Annotated in this window: 18 protein-coding genes, 1 tRNA gene and 1 pseudogene; 5 read left to right on the top strand and 15 right to left on the bottom strand. The window is 43.0% G+C overall.

Going from position 1 to position 20,497, the window contains the following annotated elements:
* Nucleotides 1-84 precede the first annotated feature (84 nt).
* Both C8D84_RS00730 and C8D84_RS13925 read right to left on the bottom strand, forming a co-directional pair.
* Nucleotides 85-309 (bottom strand): annotated as a pseudogene (locus C8D84_RS00730) (Arm DNA-binding domain-containing protein); the annotation flags it as partial.
* A gap of 11 nt (nucleotides 310-320) precedes the next feature.
* On the bottom strand, nucleotides 321-449 hold the full coding sequence (locus tag C8D84_RS13925) for a hypothetical protein (protein WP_265735492.1): 129 nt from the start codon (nucleotides 447-449) through the stop codon (nucleotides 321-323).
* Between the two features lie 200 nt (nucleotides 450-649).
* On the opposite strand from C8D84_RS13925, the gene C8D84_RS00725 reads away from it, so the two are divergent.
* Nucleotides 650-871, top strand: a complete 222-nt coding sequence (locus C8D84_RS00725; RefSeq protein ID WP_109589624.1) for a helix-turn-helix domain-containing protein — start codon at nucleotides 650-652, stop codon at nucleotides 869-871.
* Between the two features lie 219 nt (nucleotides 872-1,090).
* On the opposite strand, the gene C8D84_RS00720 is transcribed toward C8D84_RS00725, so the two are convergent.
* A tRNA-Val gene (locus C8D84_RS00720) sits at nucleotides 1,091-1,167 on the bottom strand.
* A gap of 245 nt (nucleotides 1,168-1,412) precedes the next feature.
* Here C8D84_RS00720 and C8D84_RS00715 point away from each other — a divergent pair.
* Nucleotides 1,413-2,390: a glutathione S-transferase family protein gene (locus C8D84_RS00715; protein ID WP_109589283.1), complete on the top strand. Its 978-nt coding sequence runs from the start codon at nucleotides 1,413-1,415 to the stop codon at nucleotides 2,388-2,390.
* Nucleotides 2,391-2,494: 104 nt separating this feature from the next.
* Here the strand turns inward: C8D84_RS00715 and hemB are convergent, their stop codons facing one another.
* The 5 genes from hemB to C8D84_RS00690 form a co-directional block, all read right to left on the bottom strand.
* A complete protein-coding gene (hemB, locus tag C8D84_RS00710) occupies nucleotides 2,495-3,502 on the bottom strand; it encodes a porphobilinogen synthase (RefSeq protein WP_109589282.1) in 1,008 nt (335 codons plus the stop codon).
* A gap of 239 nt (nucleotides 3,503-3,741) precedes the next feature.
* Nucleotides 3,742-5,553 carry an efflux transporter outer membrane subunit gene (locus C8D84_RS00705; RefSeq protein WP_109589280.1) on the bottom strand — a complete coding sequence of 604 codons (1,812 nt, stop codon included), beginning with the start codon at nucleotides 5,551-5,553 and terminating at the stop codon, nucleotides 3,742-3,744.
* Nucleotides 5,550-8,780 carry an efflux RND transporter permease subunit gene (locus tag C8D84_RS00700; protein WP_109589278.1) on the bottom strand — a complete coding sequence of 1,077 codons (3,231 nt, stop codon included), beginning with the start codon at nucleotides 8,778-8,780 and terminating at the stop codon, nucleotides 5,550-5,552. Before C8D84_RS00700 ends, C8D84_RS00705 begins: the two co-directional genes overlap by 4 nt.
* 34 nt (nucleotides 8,781-8,814) lie before the next feature.
* On the bottom strand, nucleotides 8,815-10,212 hold the full coding sequence (locus C8D84_RS00695) for an efflux RND transporter periplasmic adaptor subunit (RefSeq protein WP_045447023.1): 1,398 nt from the start codon (nucleotides 10,210-10,212) through the stop codon (nucleotides 8,815-8,817).
* Between the two features lie 620 nt (nucleotides 10,213-10,832).
* Entirely contained in the window at nucleotides 10,833-11,858 is a 1,026-nt protein-coding gene (locus tag C8D84_RS00690) for a polyprenyl synthetase family protein (RefSeq protein ID WP_109589276.1), read from the bottom strand.
* A gap of 551 nt (nucleotides 11,859-12,409) precedes the next feature.
* Between C8D84_RS00690 and rplU the strand changes: the two genes are divergently transcribed.
* From rplU to lolA, 3 genes are all read left to right on the top strand, one after another.
* Nucleotides 12,410-12,721 (top strand): 50S ribosomal protein L21, encoded by a 312-nt coding sequence (gene rplU / locus C8D84_RS00685; protein WP_010199185.1) that lies wholly within the window; start codon nucleotides 12,410-12,412, stop codon nucleotides 12,719-12,721.
* A gap of 91 nt (nucleotides 12,722-12,812) precedes the next feature.
* Nucleotides 12,813-13,070, top strand: coding sequence for a 50S ribosomal protein L27 (gene rpmA / locus C8D84_RS00680; protein WP_055123782.1), 258 nt, complete (start codon nucleotides 12,813-12,815; stop codon nucleotides 13,068-13,070).
* Between the two features lie 625 nt (nucleotides 13,071-13,695).
* Nucleotides 13,696-14,382 carry an outer membrane lipoprotein chaperone LolA gene (lolA, locus tag C8D84_RS00675; RefSeq protein ID WP_109589274.1) on the top strand — a complete coding sequence of 229 codons (687 nt, stop codon included), beginning with the start codon at nucleotides 13,696-13,698 and terminating at the stop codon, nucleotides 14,380-14,382.
* 185 nt (nucleotides 14,383-14,567) lie between these two features.
* On the opposite strand, the gene scpB is transcribed toward lolA, so the two are convergent.
* The 7 genes from scpB to rsmD form a co-directional block, all read right to left on the bottom strand.
* Complete coding sequence (gene scpB, locus C8D84_RS00670) at nucleotides 14,568-15,113, bottom strand: SMC-Scp complex subunit ScpB (protein ID WP_407691864.1); 546 nt, start codon at nucleotides 15,111-15,113, stop codon at nucleotides 14,568-14,570.
* A 136-nt stretch (nucleotides 15,114-15,249) separates the two neighbouring features.
* A complete protein-coding gene (locus C8D84_RS00665; protein ID WP_109589620.1) occupies nucleotides 15,250-16,056 on the bottom strand; it encodes a segregation and condensation protein A in 807 nt (268 codons plus the stop codon).
* A 158-nt stretch (nucleotides 16,057-16,214) separates the two neighbouring features.
* Nucleotides 16,215-17,303: a tryptophan--tRNA ligase gene (locus tag C8D84_RS00660; protein ID WP_109589273.1), complete on the bottom strand. Its 1,089-nt coding sequence runs from the start codon at nucleotides 17,301-17,303 to the stop codon at nucleotides 16,215-16,217.
* Nucleotides 17,304-17,427: 124 nt separating this feature from the next.
* The gene (locus C8D84_RS00655) at nucleotides 17,428-18,519 is read right to left on the bottom strand and encodes an LpxL/LpxP family acyltransferase (RefSeq protein ID WP_109589271.1); all 1,092 of its coding nucleotides are present in this window, start codon (nucleotides 18,517-18,519) and stop codon (nucleotides 17,428-17,430) included.
* A gap of 231 nt (nucleotides 18,520-18,750) precedes the next feature.
* Nucleotides 18,751-19,137, bottom strand: a complete 387-nt coding sequence (gene rpsI / locus C8D84_RS00650) for a 30S ribosomal protein S9 (RefSeq protein WP_045451158.1) — start codon at nucleotides 19,135-19,137, stop codon at nucleotides 18,751-18,753.
* 10 nt (nucleotides 19,138-19,147) lie between these two features.
* On the bottom strand, nucleotides 19,148-19,576 hold the full coding sequence (gene rplM, locus C8D84_RS00645; protein ID WP_045447009.1) for a 50S ribosomal protein L13: 429 nt from the start codon (nucleotides 19,574-19,576) through the stop codon (nucleotides 19,148-19,150).
* A gap of 210 nt (nucleotides 19,577-19,786) precedes the next feature.
* On the bottom strand, nucleotides 19,787-20,473 hold the full coding sequence (gene rsmD, locus C8D84_RS00640) for a 16S rRNA (guanine(966)-N(2))-methyltransferase RsmD (protein ID WP_109589269.1): 687 nt from the start codon (nucleotides 20,471-20,473) through the stop codon (nucleotides 19,787-19,789).
* Between the last annotated feature and the right edge of the window lie 24 nt (nucleotides 20,474-20,497).

The following is a 20,497-nucleotide window of genomic DNA, read 5'->3' as shown; positions in this document are numbered from 1 at the left end:
TTATTAATCCAAACAAATGTTTTTTAAAATTTACCTGAGTTTATCCTTTCTCGCAATAAGGATTTTTACGTGGATACATTCCTTGCGATCTTTTAAAGCTACCATTTCTGCCGCCTTGTCACTTTTTGGAAAGTACTTAGCATAGTTGAACAAACCTAGGATGATTTCTGCTTCCATTTTTTCAATCACCTTCTCAAGCTTTTTGCGATTCGCTGGAGTGTCGGTCAGGTTTGTCGTCTCCCGACAGCGCTTACCCATATAGTAAAAATCCAAAATAAGCTTGCCGTATCTACTTATGATACTAGCCATTCTATTTCTCCTTATTGAAGTGCCATGGCATTGATGCTATCGGCGACGCCAGTGCGCATATCTTTTTCAATATCTTCCCAAATGTACAAGATCTTACGACCGCCAAATGGACGTATGTAATGAATACCCTCGATAAGCACACTATCTTTGAGCTCATTACGGATAGTACGGGGGTTATATTTGATGAGATCAGAAAGCGCTTGGGTAGTTAGGTATGTTAAATAATATGTTACTTATATAAAGTTTAACCATAATGGTAATTTTTAATACCACAGTTGTAATTTTCCATAAATTTATAACTATGCAAGTACTTTTTATAATTATAATGGGGGTTTATAGGATGATAGTTAACCATCTTCCGACTTTGTTGGCTGAAAGAAGGCTAAAAGTAGCGGATGCCGTACGAGCGACAGAAGTAAGCAAAACGACGTTACATAAGATATACAATGATCAGTCATCAAGAATTGATTTTGATACTATAGATAAGCTTTGTGAGTATTTAGGAGTAGGAGATCTTTTTGAATATGTAACAGAAGTTGAGGCAGAGAATATAAAGAAATAGACGTTAATCTAAAATTCGAAGTAGAAGTCAAAAAGAGAATTTTTAGTTTAGGGATTTTTAAAGACTGGTCACGTTTTGGTCACCGTCGTTTTTTTTAGCAATTTAAAACAGCTTACATAGTGATGATTATAGGGCGTTACGAGTAAAGATTTTCCGCTACAGCCCATATTTCACGGACAAAAAAAGCCCCAATCGTAAGATTGGGGCTTTTTAAATATTTGGTAGGCATAAGCAGACTCGAACTGCTGACCTCTACCATGTCAAGGTAGCGCTCTAACCAACTGAGCTATACGCCTATTTAGGTTGAGTATTCTATCAAGTTTTTGAGATTTTACAAGCTTTATTTCTAATAAATTTTTTTATTAGCATAATAATGATTATCTCACTTTATATTATGCGAATTTTAATATTTTTTTATGTAGTTATATTAAATAGTTATTGAAATTGGTTTATTTTTTATTGTCAGTAGAACTACAAACCCTAATAGCTAGGCAGTATATAACTGGTATCATCATTCTCAAAATAAAGTGAGGAGAGTGACATGGGTCTATTGGTTGATGGTCAATGGCAAGACAAATGGTATGACACAGAGGCGAGCGGTGGACGCTTTGAGCGAGAAGATGCGGGTTTTAGAAATTGGGTCACGGTCGATGGCAGCGCAGGCCCATCAGGTGTTGGCGGTTTTAAAGCCGAAGCTGATCGCTATCATTTATATATCTCGCTTGCATGTCCTTGGGCACATCGTACCATTATTTACCGTCAGCTAAAGGGTTTGCAAGACCTGATTTCGCTGTCAGTGGTGCATCCATTTATGGGCGATAAGGGCTGGACGTTTTCAGAGGGCGCAGGCGTGATTGCTGATCCTATCGTAAATGCTAATTACTTATATGAGATTTATACGGCGGCAAAGCCTGACTATACAGGACGGGTGACGGTGCCAGTATTATGGGACAAAAAAACCGATACCATTGTCAGTAATGAGTCCTCTGAGATCATTCGTATGTTTAACTCAGCTTTTGATGAGGTTGGGGCGCTAGCAGGTAATTTTTTACCAACCGAGTTATTAGCAGAAATTAATGCAGTTAATGAGCTCGTTTATTCTACGGTCAATAATGGCGTTTATAAAGCAGGATTTTCAACCACACAAGAGGCTTACGAAGAAGCGGTGACGGAGCTATTCGATGCATTAGAGACACTAGAGGCACGTTTGACAGGCCAGCGTTATTTGCTGGGTAATACGATAACTGAGGCGGATTGGCGCTTATTTACTACGCTGGTGCGTTTTGATGCGGTATATGTCGGACACTTTAAATGTAATATTCGCCGCATTGTTGATTATCCCAATCTTTGGGGTTATCTGCGTGATTTATATCAAGTGCCAGGTATTGCAGAGACGGTAAGCATCGAGCATATTAAGCAGCATTATTATACTAGCCATGCCAATATCAATCCCACGCGTATCATTCCTGTTGGTCCAGTGCTTGATTTTAATGAGCCACACGAGCGTACACGTTTATAAGTTTTATTGAGATGTTAAAATAAGGTAATAAAAATCGCGCCAGCTGATTAATCACAGTTGGCGCGATAGATTGATGGTATAAATAAAAAGCTGCTTAATTTATATTAGGCATTATTCAACTGACGAGCGGCTTCTAGCGCAAAATACGTCAAAATTCCATCAGCACCCGCACGGCGGAAACCAATCAAAGATTCTAAAATAACCGCATCGGTTAGCCAGCCGTTTTGAATAGCAGCCATATGCATCGCATATTCGCCAGACACTTGATAAGCAAAGGTCGGTACGCCAAAGGTATTTTTAACTTCACGAATAAGGTCTAGATACGGCTGACCCGGCTTAATCATGACCATATCTGCACCCTCGGCTATGTCCATCGCCACTTCGTGCAGCGCTTCAGCACGATTACCGAAATCCATCTGGTACTGTTTCTTGTGTCCACCTTTTAGGTTGCCAGCACTGCCGACTGCATCACGGAACGGGCCATAGTATGCAGAGGCGTATTTGGCAGAGTAAGCCATGATAGCGGTATTCACAAAGCCTTCGGCTTCAAAGGCGTCACGCATGGCTTTGATACGGCCATCCATCATATCACTAGGCGAGATGATATCAGCACCAGCGCGGGCATGTACCAATGCTTGCTTGACCAATACTTCGACCGTTTCATCATTAATCACATAGCCTGAATCATCCAGCAGTCCATCTTGACCATGCGAGGTATAAGGATCTAACGCCACATCGGTCATTACCACCATTTCAGGCACAGCATCTTTGATCGCTTTTACGGTACGAGCAGTAAGGGCATTTTCGTCATAAGCTGATTTACCGTCGGGTGTTTTTAAGGAATTATCAATAACAGGGAAGATGTCGATGGTAGTGACGCCCTCGCTTAATAATTCTTTGGCATAGTTGATCAGCAGGTCAATCGATAAGCGTTCAACGCCTGGCATACTAGCGATTGCTTCGCGCTTATTTTTGCCTTCTAAGACGAAGACAGGGGCGATAAAGTGCTTAGGATGCAGCTCAACTTCACGAATCATCGCGCGTACGTTATCGTTGTAGCGTAATCGACGTAGACGAGTTTCAGGGAATTGACGGTTAAAGGTATAAGTCATGATTTGTCCTCATTTGATTTTAGTCATTGTTATTTATCAGCTTGATTAAATAAGCTGTTTTGAAGCATATTTTTTTATAGAACGGACATTAACAAGTGGATAAAAATATGTGTAAGCTAATTTCTCTACTATAACTAAAAGCGCCTTACAAAAGCAAAAAGCCCTACCAAGTCGGTAGGGCTTTTTGTACTTATCGACTATCAATGTGAAGGAAATCACCTCACACTATTTATGAGTGTTTAAGGCTCAACGATCTGCGTGACCGATACTTGCTCAACGCTGGTTTCGTTATACGTCGTCTGTTTGGTAACCACTCCTACGGCAGCGTCTTTTTTGCCATCATTATTGACGTCAACGACAGCGGTTGGCTCAAAGGTGGCCGTTTCCGATGGTTGCGCTTGTTTAATGGCGTTTGCTTCTTGTGCAGAAGCAACTCGCGCTGAGCTAGCCGCATCGATAGCATTTGCCGCTTTTGCTTTATTGCTATTGGCAGGTAGATTCACTAGTTGCACTAAGTTTTTATGTGGTACAGGAATCGCCGTTGGTACATCCAGATTGGCACCGCCACCCAGCACTTGGTATAGCTCGACTTGGCTCACAATTTTTTGTAGCTCTAAATCCAAAATACCTTGCTGCGTTGAGAACAATGAACGCTGTGCATCTAGCACATCTAGATAGTTGGCAATACCTGCTTTAAAGCGTTCATCTGCTATCTGGAATGTTTGTTCAAAGTTATCTTGTAGACGGTATTGTGCTTCGAGCTGCTCACCCAATGTGGCTCGTGTCGCGAGTACGTCTGACACTTCACGGAATGCGGTTTGGATAGATTTCTCGTAGCCTGTGAGCGTTTGTTCACGCTCAATTTTAGCCACATCGTAATTGGCATCTAGGCGACCAGCGTCAAAGATAGGCACGCTAATGCTTGGACCAAACGACCAACCGACAGCGCCGCTTTTGAATAAGTCATCTAAACTGCCGCTACTAACCCCAATGCTACTGGCTAAGCTGATAGACGGGAAATAAGACGCGCGTGCCACTTCGATATTGGCACCAGCGGCTTTTAGGTTGTATTCTGCTTGCAGTACATCTGGGCGATAACGTAGCAACTCACTTGGTAAGCCTGCACTAAATATCTGCTGGCTAGTGATGTTGCTGACTGCTGGTGTTGGAATTAGATTGGTTGGAATTGGTCCACCCACCAAGAACTGTAAGGCGTTACGTGATTTTAAAATGCTGCTTTGTGCCCGTAGGACAGCAAGTTTGGCATTTTCTAATGACGCACTGGCTTGCAAAGATGGCAGCTTCGGATCAATGCCTGCTTCAAAGCGTTTATCAGCGATAAACAGAGACTTTTCACGACTCTCAACCGTCGCTTCAGCCAGCTTTAACTGCGCTAAGCTATAGCTCAAGTTGGCATAGCTCTGAGCGATGTTACTAATCAAGCTGATTTGGGTCGAATCTTTGGTCGCTGTAGTGGCTAAGAAATTTTGTAGCGCTTGATCTTTTAAGCTAGCAATTTTGCCCCAAAAGTCCAACTCGTAATTAGCCAAGCCTAGGTTGACGTTATAACTACTATTGGGGTTTTTGTCGGTTCTATTTTGTGCTTGACGCGTGTATCCACCATTACCATTAATCGCTGGTAGATCATTAAGATCGGTAATTTGATACTGTGCGCGTGCTTTCTCGATTGCTAAACGAGCACTTTCAAAATCTTTGTTGTTCTCTAACCCTAAAGCAATCAAGCCCTTTAAACGCTCGTCACTATAAAAATTCTGCCAGCGTTGACCCGCAATACTTGCTTGATCAGCGCTACTAACCGTTTCTTTATCGAATGCCCCATAGGTTTGTTCGATAGGAATATTTGGCTCAGCAAGCACAGGGCGCATATCTGCTTTTGGAATCGTGTTACAAGCAGCCATGCTCATCGCTAAAACGGTCAAGCCGATTAGGCGACCAGCATTTCTGCGCATATGTGAGCCCGCTGGTTGCGCAGTGATAGCAATGTTTGCTACCGCTACTGAGTTGGTGTTATATATTTTCTGAACACTCATTGTGTATTGTCTCCAAAGCTTGCAGGCTGATAATTCTCAGAAGGCGTTGGGTCTTGCGGGTCAGGCGTACCATGACCATCATCTTTATCATTTGGTTTATTATTCTCGTATTTGTACGGGAACATACTACGTACCCAAATATAAAACATGGGAATAAAGAAGATACCTAACAATGTCGCGGTCACGACGCCACCTAGTACACTGGTACCAATGGCATTTTGACTGCCTGAACCAGGACCTGTGGCGATAAATAATGGCACAACACCCAGTCCAAAGGCAAGCGAGGTCATGATAATCGGGCGCAAACGTTGACGCGCTGCTGTCATAACGGCTTCTCTCAGACTATAGCCTTCCTCTTGGTGCTCTTTTGCAAACTCAATAATTAAGATAGCATTTTTAGCGGATAGACCAACGACTGTGAGTAAACCTACCTGCAAATAAATATCGTTATTAAATCCACGTAGCCAAGTAAAGAGGACTGCACCTAATACCCCAAGTGGAATGACCAATAGCACAGAGAAGGGGATAGACCAGCTTTCATACAAGGCTGCTAGACATAAGAACACCACCAAGATTGAAAGCGCGTATAGCATTGGCGCTTGTGCACCTGACTTTTGCTCTTCAAGTGACATACCCGTCCACTCATAGCCCACACCTTCAGGCAGATTCTCCATCATTGCTTCCATCGAACTCATCGCTTCACCCGTACTTAGACCGGGTGCAGCACTACCTTGAATATTCATCGATGGTAAGCTGTTATAACGGGTCAGACGCGGTGAGCCAGATTGCCATTCGCTGCTAGAGAACGCATCAAATGAAATCATTTCACCTACATCGTTGCGTACATACCATTTAGCAATATCTTCAGGATTAGTACGGCTGCTTGGTTCACCTTGAACAAAGACGCGTTTAATACGCCCGCGATCGACGAAGTCATTAATATAGCTTGAGCCCCAAGCGGTAGAAATAACGCTATTAATACTAGCAAGTGACAAGCCATAAGCAGCGGCCTGCTCTTGATTAATATTCACTTTTAACTGCGGTGCATCTTCTTGACCATTTGGACGAACGCCTGCGACTTTGTCGTTTTGCGCAGCCATGCCAAGCAGCATATTACGTGCTTCGAGTAGACCCTCATGTCCAAGGTTACCGGTGTCTTGAATCATTAAGTCAAAACCACTGGCGTTACCAAGTTCGGTAATGGCTGGCGGTACAATCGCAAATACTTGTGCTTCATTTAGTTGGGTAAAGAAGTAACCCATGGCGCGATCAGCGACAGCCTGTGCAGTGTTTTCTTCACCGGGACGATCAGCCCAATCCGATAAACGTACAAAGGCCAGTCCCATATTCTGCCCTTGTCCTGCAAAACTGAAACCTGCGATCGTAAAGACTGAAGCGATATTATCGCCTTCTTGGGTACTGTAATAATCACTGACTTTATCGAGCACTTCTTGCGTTTCATCAAGCGTCGCACCAGCAGGTAACTGAACCAAGGTAAACATAATACCTTGATCTTCTTCTGGTAAGAACGAGCCGGGAATACGTAAGAATACCACTGCCATAATACCGATAATGGCAGCATAAAGAATTAAGTATAGCCACTTCAAGCGGAAACTTTTGCCAACTAAATTCTCGTAACTACGACTGACTTTATAAAACGAGCGGTTAAACCAACCAAAGAAGCCTTTTTGCTCTTCTGTATTGCCTTTATCATGGCTCTTGCTACGCTTGAGTAAGGTCACACAAAGGGCAGGGGTAAAGATAAGCGCTACTAAGGCTGATAGCACCATACTGGTAATCAAGGTGATAGAGAACTGACGATAAATCACACCTGTTGAGCCACCGAAGAATGCCATCGGTACGAATACGGCAGATAGAATCAGCGCAATACCAATAACGATTTTACTAATCTCGCCCATCGATTGTACGGTAGCATCCTTAATAGAGATATCAGGATCTTCTTCCAAGATACGCTCGACGTTTTCGACGACGACGATCGCATCATCGACCAACAGACCGATGGATAGTACCATGGCAAACATGGTCAAGACGTTAATACTAAAACCAGCGATGTAAAGTACAGCGAAGGTGCCAAGTAATACGACAGGTACGGCAAGAGTAGGAATGATGGTCGCACGCCAGTTCTGTAAGAAAACGAACATGACGATAAATACGAGAACGATTGCCTCAAGCAGTGTCATAACCACTTGTTCGATAGACAAGCGCACAAATGGTGTGGTGTCATAAGGGATAACGGATGTTAGACCTGCTGGGAAGTTTGCTTCCAGCTCTGCCATACGAGCGCCAACAGCTTCACGAGTTTCCAGTGCGTTTGCACCACCCGCCAATGAAATACCAAGACCAGCTGCTTCTTTACCATTGTATAGCGACACTACGCCGTAGTCTGCACTACCAATCTCAACCTCTGCCACATCACCTAAACGCACTTTTGCGCCAGCAGTATCTGTTTTTAATAGAATGTTTTTAAATTCATCAGGCGTTTGTAGATAGCTTTGAACCGTGACAGTCGCATTGATAACCTGTTGACTGGTATCAGCAGGTGCTTGACCTAGCTGACCGGCAGATACTTGGGCATTTTGTGCGCGTACTGCCTCAACTACATCCGCTGGCACCATGTTATAGCTACGTAAGCGCGCCGGATCTAACCAAATGCGCATGGCATAAGCAGAACCGAAAACTTGTACTTCACCAACACCTTCCACACGGCTTAACTGGTCAACAACGTTTGAGTTGACATAATCGGCGATATCCGCACGATCCATACTGCCATCTTCAGAAATAAAACCTTGCACCATTAAAAAGCTGCTAGAGGATTTATTAACGTTGACGCCTTGACGCTGTACCGACTCGGGTAGTGAGCTCATGGCGGCTTGGAGTTTGTTCTGTACCTGTACCTGTGCAGTATCAGAGTCTGTACCATTTTCGAAAGTGAGCGTAATGGATGCAGCACCATTCGAGGAGCTCGATGACGACATATACATCAGACCATCAAGACCCTTCATGCGTTGCTCAATAATCTGCACGACTGAATCTTCAACCGTTTGAGCATTAGCACCAGGATAGCTTGCGCTGACTGAAATCGTCGGTGGTGCAATACGTGGATACTGCTCAATCGGTAAGTTAATGACCGATATCACCCCGATGAGCATGACTAAAATAGCCATAACCCATGCAAAAATAGGGCGATTAATAAAAAAACGTGACATAGTATATTCCTAGTCTTCCTATCTTTGAATGGAATTAGTTAGCGGTAGACTCTGCTGGTTTCTGAGCAGTGGCATCTTTGCTAGCTGGCTTATCCATCGCTTTAGCAGCTTGCGGCGGCGTCTGGGCATTAGGGGCACCTTCTTTAGCTGGTGCTGGGTTTGGATTCTCTAATGGCTTAACGACCACCTCTTGTTCAGGCTTAACTTTTGAGCCGCCGATAACAACTATCTTGTCCCCTGCTTGTAAGCCGTCAGTGACAACCCACTGGCCTTTATAAGTGCCATTAATAGTGACAGGACGTACTTGGATTTTATTATTTTCATCAACGATGTAAACTTGCGTCTCACTTTTCGGTGTACGCATCACGGCGCTTTGCGGTACCAATGCAGCATTGGTAATCACGCTCTGTGTCAAACGTGCCGTCACATACATACCAGGCAGCAAGATATTATTGCTGTTGGGGAAAATAGCACGCAAGGTCACAGCGCCTGTTGACTCGTCAACCTTTGCTTCAGATAAAGCAAGCTTGCCGCGTGCTGGGTAGACTGAGCCATCTTCTAATACCAACTCAACCGAGTTCATTCCTGCTTGTGCTTTGCCTTCAGCGATTTGCTGACGCAGTTTTAATAGCTCAGAGGATGATTGACTGATATCAACATAGATAGGATCTAAGCGTGAGATAGTCACCAGCGGATCAGCTTGACCTGCGCTGACCAAAGTACCAGCGGTGACACTAGAGCGGTCAGTACGACCTGACAGCGGGGCACGTACGATGGTACGGTTAAGATCTAGGTTACTAGCATCTAAACCCGCTTGAGCAGTTTGAATGCCTGCTTTTGCACTTTCGATGCCTGCTTGTGTCTGTCCAACAGCGGCGGCCGCACTTTGTACCGCTGCTTGTGCAGTACGTACTTGTGTTTGTGCTTGCTCATACTGCTGCTTTGAGATGGCGTCGATGCTAACCAAGCCTTGTAAGCGCTGTAAATCATTTTGCGCTTGTGCCAATGATGCCTGACGGCTGGCTAGCTCGGCTTTTGCATTGGCATTGTTTGCTTGTGCTGTCTGGTAATTTGCCTGTGCTTGTTGCACTGCTGCTTGACCACTGGTGACAGAAGAAGCGTAGTTATCAGTATTGATACGATAAAGTGGTTGACCTTTTTTGACGTTGCCGCCTTCACGGAACAATACTTCGTCAATAACGCCATTAACTTGTGGGCGGACGTCGGCAGTCTGATAAGCCGTAGTACGTCCAGAAAAAGTCTGTACTTGGGGTACAGTATCGAGCGTGACAGTCTGGACGTTAACAACCGCAGGCGGCATCTGCTGCTGTGCGGCATCTGCGCCAGCGGCGTCCTCGTTTTTGTCACAGCCAATCAGTACAGCTCCAGATAGTACAGATGCTATTACAAGCGCAAGAGTAGAGTGCTTCATCAATGTCCTCGGCAATAGGTATAAAATAAGTAATGACAGTATAAAAAGTTTATCAATAAATCTAAGCGTATTGAATATAAAAATGAGTATTGATTCTAATGATCTTTACTTTCTCGGCTAAATTTGTTCTTAATAATATGAATTTAGCCAAACATCACTATTAGAACCTCTAATAGCGATATAAGTATCAAATATCGGTGTAAGAATCTTAAGCATCAAAGCTGTAGCCAAACCACAACCTTGATTAGTAAAGTTAACGAGTAATTATAAACTATCGGGATAACCCCACAGTCAAGTAGTTGAGCGCAGGATTTATGGTTAGAAATCGTAATATCAGCTTTTGTGAATGCATTAAATGCTGTCATGGCAAGCGCCATCTTCATTAACAGCTAATGTACAGTCATACAATGGTCAGTGAGAAATAATTGTAAATTTTTGTGAAAATAGCATAACCATATAGATTGTAAGGTCTTTAATGAATGATAAATAAGGTTTGCTAACAAAACAAAAACTTTAGCAACTATTAACTGTGACCATTAACACAATTACTCATTAATGGTCTTTATCAACAGCTAATGGCTGCTAGCCGCAAGTATTGACAGCTGTTATGACGATACTGACTACAGCAAGCGTGCGCTAGCCAATTCAGTCAATTGATATAAGCCTGTGCGATAACGATTGTCAGGTAGCGTACTCAATGCTTGTTGCGCCAGCTTGGTTTCTTCCCAAGCTCGCTGCTTACAGTAATCTAATGATCCTGAGCGGCGCACTAACTCAATAAGTTGTTCAGCGTTCGGTGTCTTTCCAGTTTGTACAGCGACACGCAACTGCTCATAGCCTTCGATATCGCTGTCTTTTAGCAGCTCAAGCGCTTTGATGGTTGGCAGGGTTGGCTTACCTTCAGCGAGGTCGTCTCCTAGGTTTTTGCCCATTACCTCACTATCACCACTATAGTCGAGCACATCATCGATAATTTGAAAAGCATTACCAAAGTGCTGACCAAAATCGCCTAAAGCCTGCATATACTCTATTCTGTCTTGTAAAATTGCAGCGCCCTGAGTCGCCATCATAAACAGCCGCGAGGTTTTACCATCAATAATGCGCAAGTAATCCTCTTCTGTCGCGGCAGGGTTGTGCTGATGCTGGAGCTGCAATACTTCGCCTTCAGCGATATCGCAGGTGCCATCTGAGAATACTTGCAACAGTGGCAGGCTTTGGAAGCCAACTAATAAATTAAAGGCGCGAGCTATCAGATAGTCACCGACCAGTACCGCGGTGGCATTATCCCATGTGGCATTAGCAGTCGGCTTACCACGGCGCTGTCCTGACTCATCAATCACATCGTCATGAACCAAGGTCGCTGTATGCAGCATTTCAGTAATAGCGGCTAGATGCATGGCTTTTTCTGAGGGCTTGTCCTCAAACATGCGTGCACATAACAAGGTAATCAGCGGGCGCATGCGCTTACCACCAGCATTGATTACATGCTGTGAGACACTCATTACCAGTTGAACTTTGGAATTAAGACTACCGAATACTTGCTTGTCCATAATCTCAAAATCATCCGCCACGATACTTTGAATATCAGCATAATTAGGCGTTGATTGAGTCATTGAATCTGTTTTATGTGAAGGGATGCTGGTCATAATAAATAGTCATATTAATAAGAATAAAGAGAATTTTTTATAGCCTTAGTTTTATAGATAGGTAAGGCATTATTTTCTATAATAGCATAGCTATGCCTTTAGATTGTGGGTTAAAACGTGCCTAAAACATCGCGCCTATCTTTTAAATAAGATTTACTATATATAGAAATTGACATAAAAACTGTAAAAATTGGCTGAAATTTCACTAGAATTAATGGTCATTTATCGGCGATATCTAAGGTCCTTTAAGAGATGTATAAAAGGCTGTAAGTTGCTGATTATATAAGTTATAATAGCCGCTATTATTATATAGTGTTTTTTTGTTGGAATAGCATCTTGGATGCGCTCCTAATCAGCAGTAGATATAATAAAAAGTGAGGTGGTTATTCGTGTAACTGCCTTACAAAAACCAGTTAAACAAGTGAGATAGACGGCTTGCTTTTATGAGCAAAAAGCCGTAAAATCTTGCCTTTAATTTTTCCCTGTCGTGTTCGTCGTAAAAGCGTTGGTATAACATCAGCCACGGCACACGGGTTAAACGGAGTCATACAATGTACGCAGTAATCAAAACTGGTGGTAAACAGCACCGTGTAGTTGTCGATGAGTTGCTTAAAGTTGAACTACTAAAAGCAGAAACTGGCGCAACAATTAAATTCGAAGATGTATTGATGATTGTTGACGGCGAAACTGTCAAAATCGGTCAGCCTATCGTTGAAGGTGCTAGCGTTGAAGTTGAAGTGGTTGAACATGGTCGCGGCGAAAAAATCCGTATCGTTAAGCACAACCGTCGTAAGCATTATCACAAAGAGCAAGGTCACCGCCAATGGTATACCTTGTTAAAAATCAAAGCTATTAATGCCTAATTATCCACTTAGCAATTACTGCTAAATAGTGCACTAAACGCTTAAGAGTTATCGCATCAGCGATAAGTCAAATTAACAAGGAGATTTTCCCATGGCACATAAGAAAGCTGCCGGTTCAAGCCGTAATGGTCGTGATTCAAACCCAAAAATGCTAGGCGTTAAAATCTTTGGTGGCCAAGCTATCACAGCTGGTAACATCATCGTTCGTCAACGTGGTACAGAATTCCACGCAGGCGAAGGCGTTGGCATGGGTCGTGACCATACTTTATTTGCACTGAATGACGGTGTGGTAAAGTTTGCGACCAAAGGTAAGTTCAACCGTCGTTATGTAATGGTTGAAAGCGCATAATTGCCCATCTAGGTTGTTTTAGTCAAAGACTAAAATAATCCGATGACTAAAAAGCCTCTATTACCGTTTGGTAGTAGGGGCTTTTTTTTAGTTATTTTCGTAGGGGTTAAGGATGCTAAATTGGCTTTATGCTGCTAAACAATATTAGGGCGTGTCCTCATTTCAAAAATGGTGATAAAAATGAGATAAATTGCCGTCAAACGAGGAAAACAGCGCAGATAATATCGGGATATTAACCAGCTATTTAACGATGTTTGGCAAAATTTAGCCATTTTTAGCCCGTTTAGATATTATCAATTGAATTGAGGACATGCCCTAGTAAATAACGTTAGGAAATAATGAATAGTTAAAAAACTCACCATCCATGCGGTTTATTATTGTGTAGCCGCTTATGATCACAAAAATGGTCAAAAGAGTAGTTACAAGCGTGTATGGCAGCGGTAGTAAAGATTGCAAATCATGACTAGGCGTGTAATAAAAAAACTGGCACACTGTTGTCATTGTTTATGAGCACCCGTTTTATGGCTGCTAGATAAACATTTATGGAAAACAAAAATTTTAATAAGATGTCTTATTTTAAAGCGACAATTTTTAAGCGATTATGCATTTTTAGAGAGGATTTATGATGACTTTATCAACCAACAAAACAACTTTAAAACAAAAAATGATGAGCGGTGCTTTAGCTGGTGTATTACTGACATCGCTTGGTGTCGCAGCCCCAATGATGGTATTGACACAATCAGCTACTGCTGCACCAGCTGATAATTTGACCGCTGCCAAACGTTTAAACAAGCTGCTGACAAATACCAAAAGCATGACGGCTAACTTTAGCCAAACGACCAAAGGTGCCAACAGTGGTACTTTTACGGGTACGATGAGTGTACAACGCCCAAATAATTTCCGCTGGGAAACAAAGTCGCCGTCACAGCAACTGATCGTCGCTAATGGTAACTCCATGTGGGTTTATGACAAGGATTTAGAACAAGCGACCAAGCAAAACGTTGACAGCCAAGTTGGTAATACACCAGCACTGCTGTTGTCAGGCGACCCAAGCCAAATTGACAAGAATTTCAAAATTACCCAGCCATATGATAATAAAAATTACTATGTGCTGTACCCAAAATCAGACAGTGCTAGCTTTAAGAGTTTATCAATGAGTTTTAGCGGTGGTAAGCCAGTGATGATGGTGCTAAATGATAGCCTTGGTCAAACCACTTCCATCAAATTTAGTGGTATCAAACTGAACCCAAGCATTAGTAGCAGTCAGTTTAAGTTTACGCCACCAAAAGGCGTTGATGTTATCAATCAATAATAGGCCGTTAGCAAGAGCCAATTATTAATGGCTAATCAACGGCTTTATTGATTAAATAAAAAAGACAGATCCTATGCGGTCTGTCTTTTTTTTGAATGAAGATTCTCTGGAAAATACTGCTAAATCTCTTCTATACTATGTTTTAAATGCTTAACGCTTTTTTAAATGCTTCACGCTCTAAAGGCTTAAGACATCGCTTTGATGGCGCTGATATCTGGCATCGGTGGTAACTCGCCCAACTCACTCAGTCCAAAGGCATCTAAAAATTGTGACGTGGTGTGTAGCAATGCTGGGCGACCCAAAGTGTCTTTATAACCATCCTCTTTAATCCAGCCTTTATCAAATAGTTGACGCAATATATTGCTTGATAGCGTCACACCGCGCACATGCTCTATGTCGCTACGAGTCACTGGCTGCTTGTAAGCAATCACACTAAGCGTCTCAAGTAAGGCTTGGCTCAGGCGTTCTTGCCGCTGCGGGAAGACGCGTTGAATTAAGGCACTATAATTATTCGCGATTTGCAGTCGATAACCGCTGGCAGTTTCGTGCAAGCTTAGTACGCCCATATCCAAGCGCTGTCTTAGTAGCGCCAAAGCCTGTGTTAGCTCTTTAGCCGTTAAAGACAGGTGTTTTCTTAAGACAGTGGCGGTGAGGGGCGCTTCGGACGCATGTAATAGCACTTCGATATGCTTGCTTAAGTCTTCTAGATGCTGTCGCTGCTCATCGGTCAATGACAGTAAAGCGCTAGATAATGAAGATGTTTTGTCATGATCTTGCTTGGTATTGTCAGTATCTGTCATTAGAAAGCGACTCTTTTTAAATGATAATGTGTATCGATATTTATAGGAATAGACAGATGGATAATAACTATGCCAACCACTGTAACGTTAAGGGTTTAATATGACGGTCTTCGGCATCATTATTGTCAGTGGTAGGGTGACTTTCTAAATCAGCATTTATAATACCAACCAACTGTCGTTTTATCAGCTCTAGTATGGCGACGAAGCTGACAATCACACCTATTTTACCTTGTGTTTTATCTAGTAGCTCATAAAAAGAGCGCTCGCCATCCGTACTGAGCTGTCGGCTAATACTGGCAATACGATCAGCAAGAGGAACAGCATCGACTTTGATGGTATGCATTTGATAATCGGGCTGCAGTTGCATTTTAAATAGGCTGTCAATCAAAAGGTTTGGCGAATAGCTAGGTAATTCCGCATTCATGACGTCTTGACCGGGCATACTGACCATGGCCAAAAACACATCACGCTCAAGACGCACCAGATTATCTAAGCGTTGACTGGCTACTTTGATTTGCGCATATTCTTCAAGGCGCTCAATCAGTTCTGCTTTTGGATCACGCTCATCGCTGGGAGTTTCAGGCTTGGGCAGCAACAGCTCGGTTTTAATGGCAATCAACGTGGACGCCATCAACAGATAATCGCCTGCCAATTCAAAATGCTCGGTATCTAATTCGCTGATGTAAGCCAAATACTGCTCCGTTATGGGTAGTATCGGCATTTGGGTCAGGTCAACGTTATTTTTTTTGACCAAATATAGCAAGAAATCTAATGGTCCGGCAAACTGCTCAAGCCAAATAGCAAAGGCTTGCGGCGGCACATAGAGATCTTCTGGTAGATGTTGTACGGATGTCTGGTAAATGCGTAAAGACATATCATTGATAACTGAGCCGTCGTGTGCGCGCTTAGTATCTAAAGAATCAGAGGCTTGAGGCACAGTTAAAAGAAGAGCGGCTTTTGGTAAAGCCGCTTGTTCATTTTTTAGCTCAGTCTGCACGCTTAGTATCCATCTTGGTTAACATAATCAAATGATTATTTAAGTTTGGCAAGTGGACGGATACCAATGGCACGACGAGTTTTGTCTAGTTGCTTACGGCTATGACGACGGGCTTTTTCTGCCCCCATTTGTAAGATTTCTTCTAGCTCTTTTGGGTTAGCCATAAGATGCTCATAACGCTCACGGAAAGGTGCTATTTCCGTATTTATTTTCTCAAACAGGGCTTGTTTGGCATCGCCCCAGCCGATACCAGCGGCAAACTGCGCGCGCATATCAGCAATTTCTGTAGGAGTAGCAAAGGCTTTATAAATCTCAAAAATAGCAGAGTCATCAGGGTCTTTTGGCTCGGAAGGCAGTTGTGAGTTGGTCACAATTTTCATGATGGCTTTATGCATCTGTTTTTCGGCGCTGACTTGTGGATTACCATCACCAAATAGCGGAATGGTATTGCCATAGCTCTTGCTCATTTTGCGACCATCCAAACCCGTTAGTAATGGGATATCGTCATCTACAACGGCAGATGGTAAGGTAAAGAGCGTTTTATAGCGATGGTTAAAGGTACCAGCAATATCACGTGCCATTTCAACATGCTGAATTTGGTCGCGACCGACAGGTACATGTGTGGCATTAAACATCAAGATATCTGCTGCCATGAGTACAGGGTAGCCAAACAATCCCATATTAATACCTTGATCAGGATCGACGTCTTCTTTTTTCATATTAATATCAACAGCTGCTTTATAAGCATGAGCACGATTCATTAAACCTTTGGCACATGAGCAGTTCAAAATCCAAGCAAGCTCTGGTATTTCCGGCACATCTGATTGACGGTAAAAAGTGACGCGTTCAGGATCCAGACCACAGGCAAGCCAAGTCGCTGCAATGGCTTTGGTCGATTCATGAATAATAGCAGGATCATAACAGCCGATAATGCCATGGTAATCTGCTAAAAAAAAGAATGCTTCGTCATCACTGTTTTGGATAGACTGAATGGCTGGACGAATCGCGCCAACGTAATTACCCAGATGTAGGGTGCCAGTCGGTTTGATACCAGTAAGGATGCGTTTGGCTGCTGCTGAGCTATTAATAGTAGGTTGGCCGTCAGAAATCTGATTATTACTCATGGGAAATCCGTTATTTATTGATCAATTTATTATAAATTCATTGTTATTTATATGTAGGTAATATAAAAAATATATACTGCAAAGTATAGCAAATTTTTTGGCGATTTTTCGTAGTAATACACGCTTACTTATAGATATCAGTACGACCATCAGGACCATTTTTGAAACGACGATGGAACCACATCCACTGAGTGGGATCAATACGAATCAATCCCTCTAGCAACTCATTGACTCGCGTCGCATCAGCCAATTCATCGTTACTTGGATAGTTTTGAATTTCTGGGGTAATCGTTAGATGATAGTGCGGGCGTTTGCCTTTGGGTAAACTGTCTGGTGTCTGCCGGTAAGTATGCAGCGCCATTAATGCGGGTGGATGTGCCTTGTCGCCCAATTTTGCCATGCGCCGTGATGCTGTAATAGTCGCTGCTGGCACACCAAAGAATGGTGCCATGACGCCTTGTTTTAGACCATAATCTTGGTCAGGTGAGTACCAAATCACGTGACCAGCTTTAATTGACTCAACAAAACTGCGCATGTCACGACTGGCTATTTGCTTGCTAAGAATACTGGCACGACCATTATAAACAAACCAATCAAGTAGCGCGTTATTCTGCGGACGATACATCCCATCCATCGGAAAAAACTGCGTACAGAGCATGCCGCCTAGATCAAGCATCGTATAATGAGCGCCCAGTAAAATGACAGGACGACCCTCATTCTGTGCATTGACAACGTGCTGTAATCCCGAAATTGAAACGGTACGAGTAAAAACATTTGGACGATACCAAGCACATAAGGTTTCAAACACACCAATGCCCTGATTGACAAAGACTTGTTTTGCCATCAATTCGCGCTCGACGTCTGGCTTTTCTGGAAAAGCCAGTTTCAAGTTGATAAGCGTATCACGCCGACGTGAGCCTGCTATTTTATAGATAAATATGCCCAGCTGACGTCCCAGCCAAAACTGCCAACGTAGCGGCAAATATATGATGGGTAAGATCATTGCTGCCAATAGCCAAATGCCCCAATATTTAGGCAACAAAAACTGCCATTGAAAAGGCTTTTTTTCGATGGGTGCTGTGCGCTTATGATTTTGGGTAATCGTTGGCATGCCAGCAGGTATCGCTGGGGACTTAGCAGGCTGCTGCGTACTTGATGGTGGCAGGCTGCTTTTGGTAGATGGTTTGCTAGGATCGTATTGTTCAGGCGCTTTCATAAAATTGTTACTAATAATGAAAAGTTATCATCATGATGGGGTAGCCAGCATTGCTTTGCAAGGTGGTTTACGCACAAAATCACGAGCAAATGCAAAAGTCATCAGCCATAAAAAAACCTTATAAGCTGCGAACAGCTTATAAGGTTTTGCAAATCTACTCTTTTCTTTAATATTGTGACTGTCGCTCTGAGATAAAGACAACAGCCGCAAAAAGATAAGAGATAGCTTTGATTAACGTTTCGAGAATTGTGGACGTTTACGTGCTTTACGTAGACCCAATTTCTTACGTTCAACTTGACGTGAGTCACGAGTAACAAAGCCAGCTGCTTTTAGTGCAGGTTTGTTGGCTTCGTTTAGCTCAATCAATGCACGCGTGATGCCGTGACGGATTGCGCCAGCTTGACCACTAATACCGCCACCTTTTACAGTGATGTAAAGGTCATAAGCAGTAGGTGAGTCAAGTAATTCTAGAGGCTGACGAACAACCATACGTGAAGTTTCACGGCTAAAATACTCATCAAGTGGCTTACCGTTAACAACGATGCTACCAGTACCTTTAGCTAAAAAGACACGAGCAGTAGACGTCTTGCGGCGACCAGTTCCGTAATTGCGTTCCATAAGTATATCCTTAGATGTCTAGTTCTTTAGGTTGCTGTGCAGTATGTGGATGTTCAGTACCCGCATATAGCTTCAGCTTCTTGATCATCGCATAGCCAAGAGGGCCCTTTGGAAGCATACCCTTAACTGCTTTGTGTAGAACATCTTCAGGCTTATGTGCAAGCAACTTACTGAAGTTGGTTTCCTTGATACCACCTGGGTAGCCACTGTGACGATAGTATTTTTTATCTTGCGCTTTTTTACCCGTTACCGTGATTTTATCAGCATTGATGACAACAATGAAGTCACCAGTGTCAACGTGCGGCGTAAAAGAAGGCTTATGCTTGCCACGTAAGCGACTAGCGATTTGAGTGGCTAAGCGACCAAGGGTTTTGCCGTCAGCATCTACGACATACCAGTCATGGGTCACTTCAGCTGGTTTTGCACTAAGTGTTTTCATGATAAAACCTTAAAATTAGAATTCGTTGAGAGTTTAGCTGGGAACGGGGCTCTCAAAAAACAGACTGCACATTATAAGCAGTAGTGCCTACGCTTGCAAGCTGCATTGGGGTTTATTTTCGCCTTATATACATTAAACTGCAGCGTTGGCCAGTTTTTAGCGGTTCTAAACATTTGTAAAATTTGTTAATGGCAGGCATTAACCCGACAATTATGACGATGATAAACGATAAAGTCCAGCAACAACTTGTCCAACCTTGGTCTGTTTCACACATTCAAAGCGGATTATTTGCTGAATAGCACTTGATTGGATATCTGGATTTTTATTAAGCGTCTCTTCCAGTTGTTTCAATTGGCTCTCTAAATCTTTATCTGCTTCTAGATAAATCAGGGTTTCACTATCAATTAACGACTGGGTAATTAGTGCTATTAAAATAGGTTGCCACAGATCTTGAGCATAGGGTGGATCGATGAATACAATATTGAAAGGGCGTGGAACAATCTGCTCTTGCATCAATACTCTTTCTGCAGTGCCTTGGATAATTTGATGGGTATCAGCGCTCAGATGCAACTGTTCAGCACTTTGCCGCAGCATATTACTTTGCGCAGGATTTATTTCGATAAAGGTGGTATGCGCGGCACCACGAGACAGTGCTTCAAAACCTAAGACACCGCTACCAGCACAGCTATCAAGCACATAAGCGCCATGAATATCAGGAAGTAGCCAGCTAAACAGCGTCTCTCGCAAGCGATCTGGGGTCGGACGTAGACCCTCTGCGTCGATAAAACGTACAACACGGCGTTTAAACTGACCACCAATGATCCGCACGTCGCCCGCAGCTATATTTTTGCTCTTATGATTGTTCCTATGCTCGCGGCTGCTTGTAGATTTTTTCATAATATTTATATGTACCGTATCTCG

Source organism: Psychrobacter immobilis (assembly GCF_003148585.1).
Taxonomy (GTDB): Bacteria; Pseudomonadota; Gammaproteobacteria; order Pseudomonadales; family Moraxellaceae; genus Psychrobacter; species Psychrobacter immobilis.
Note: the sequence above shows the minus strand (reverse complement) of the source record. Positions and strands in the feature narration are given on the sequence as shown.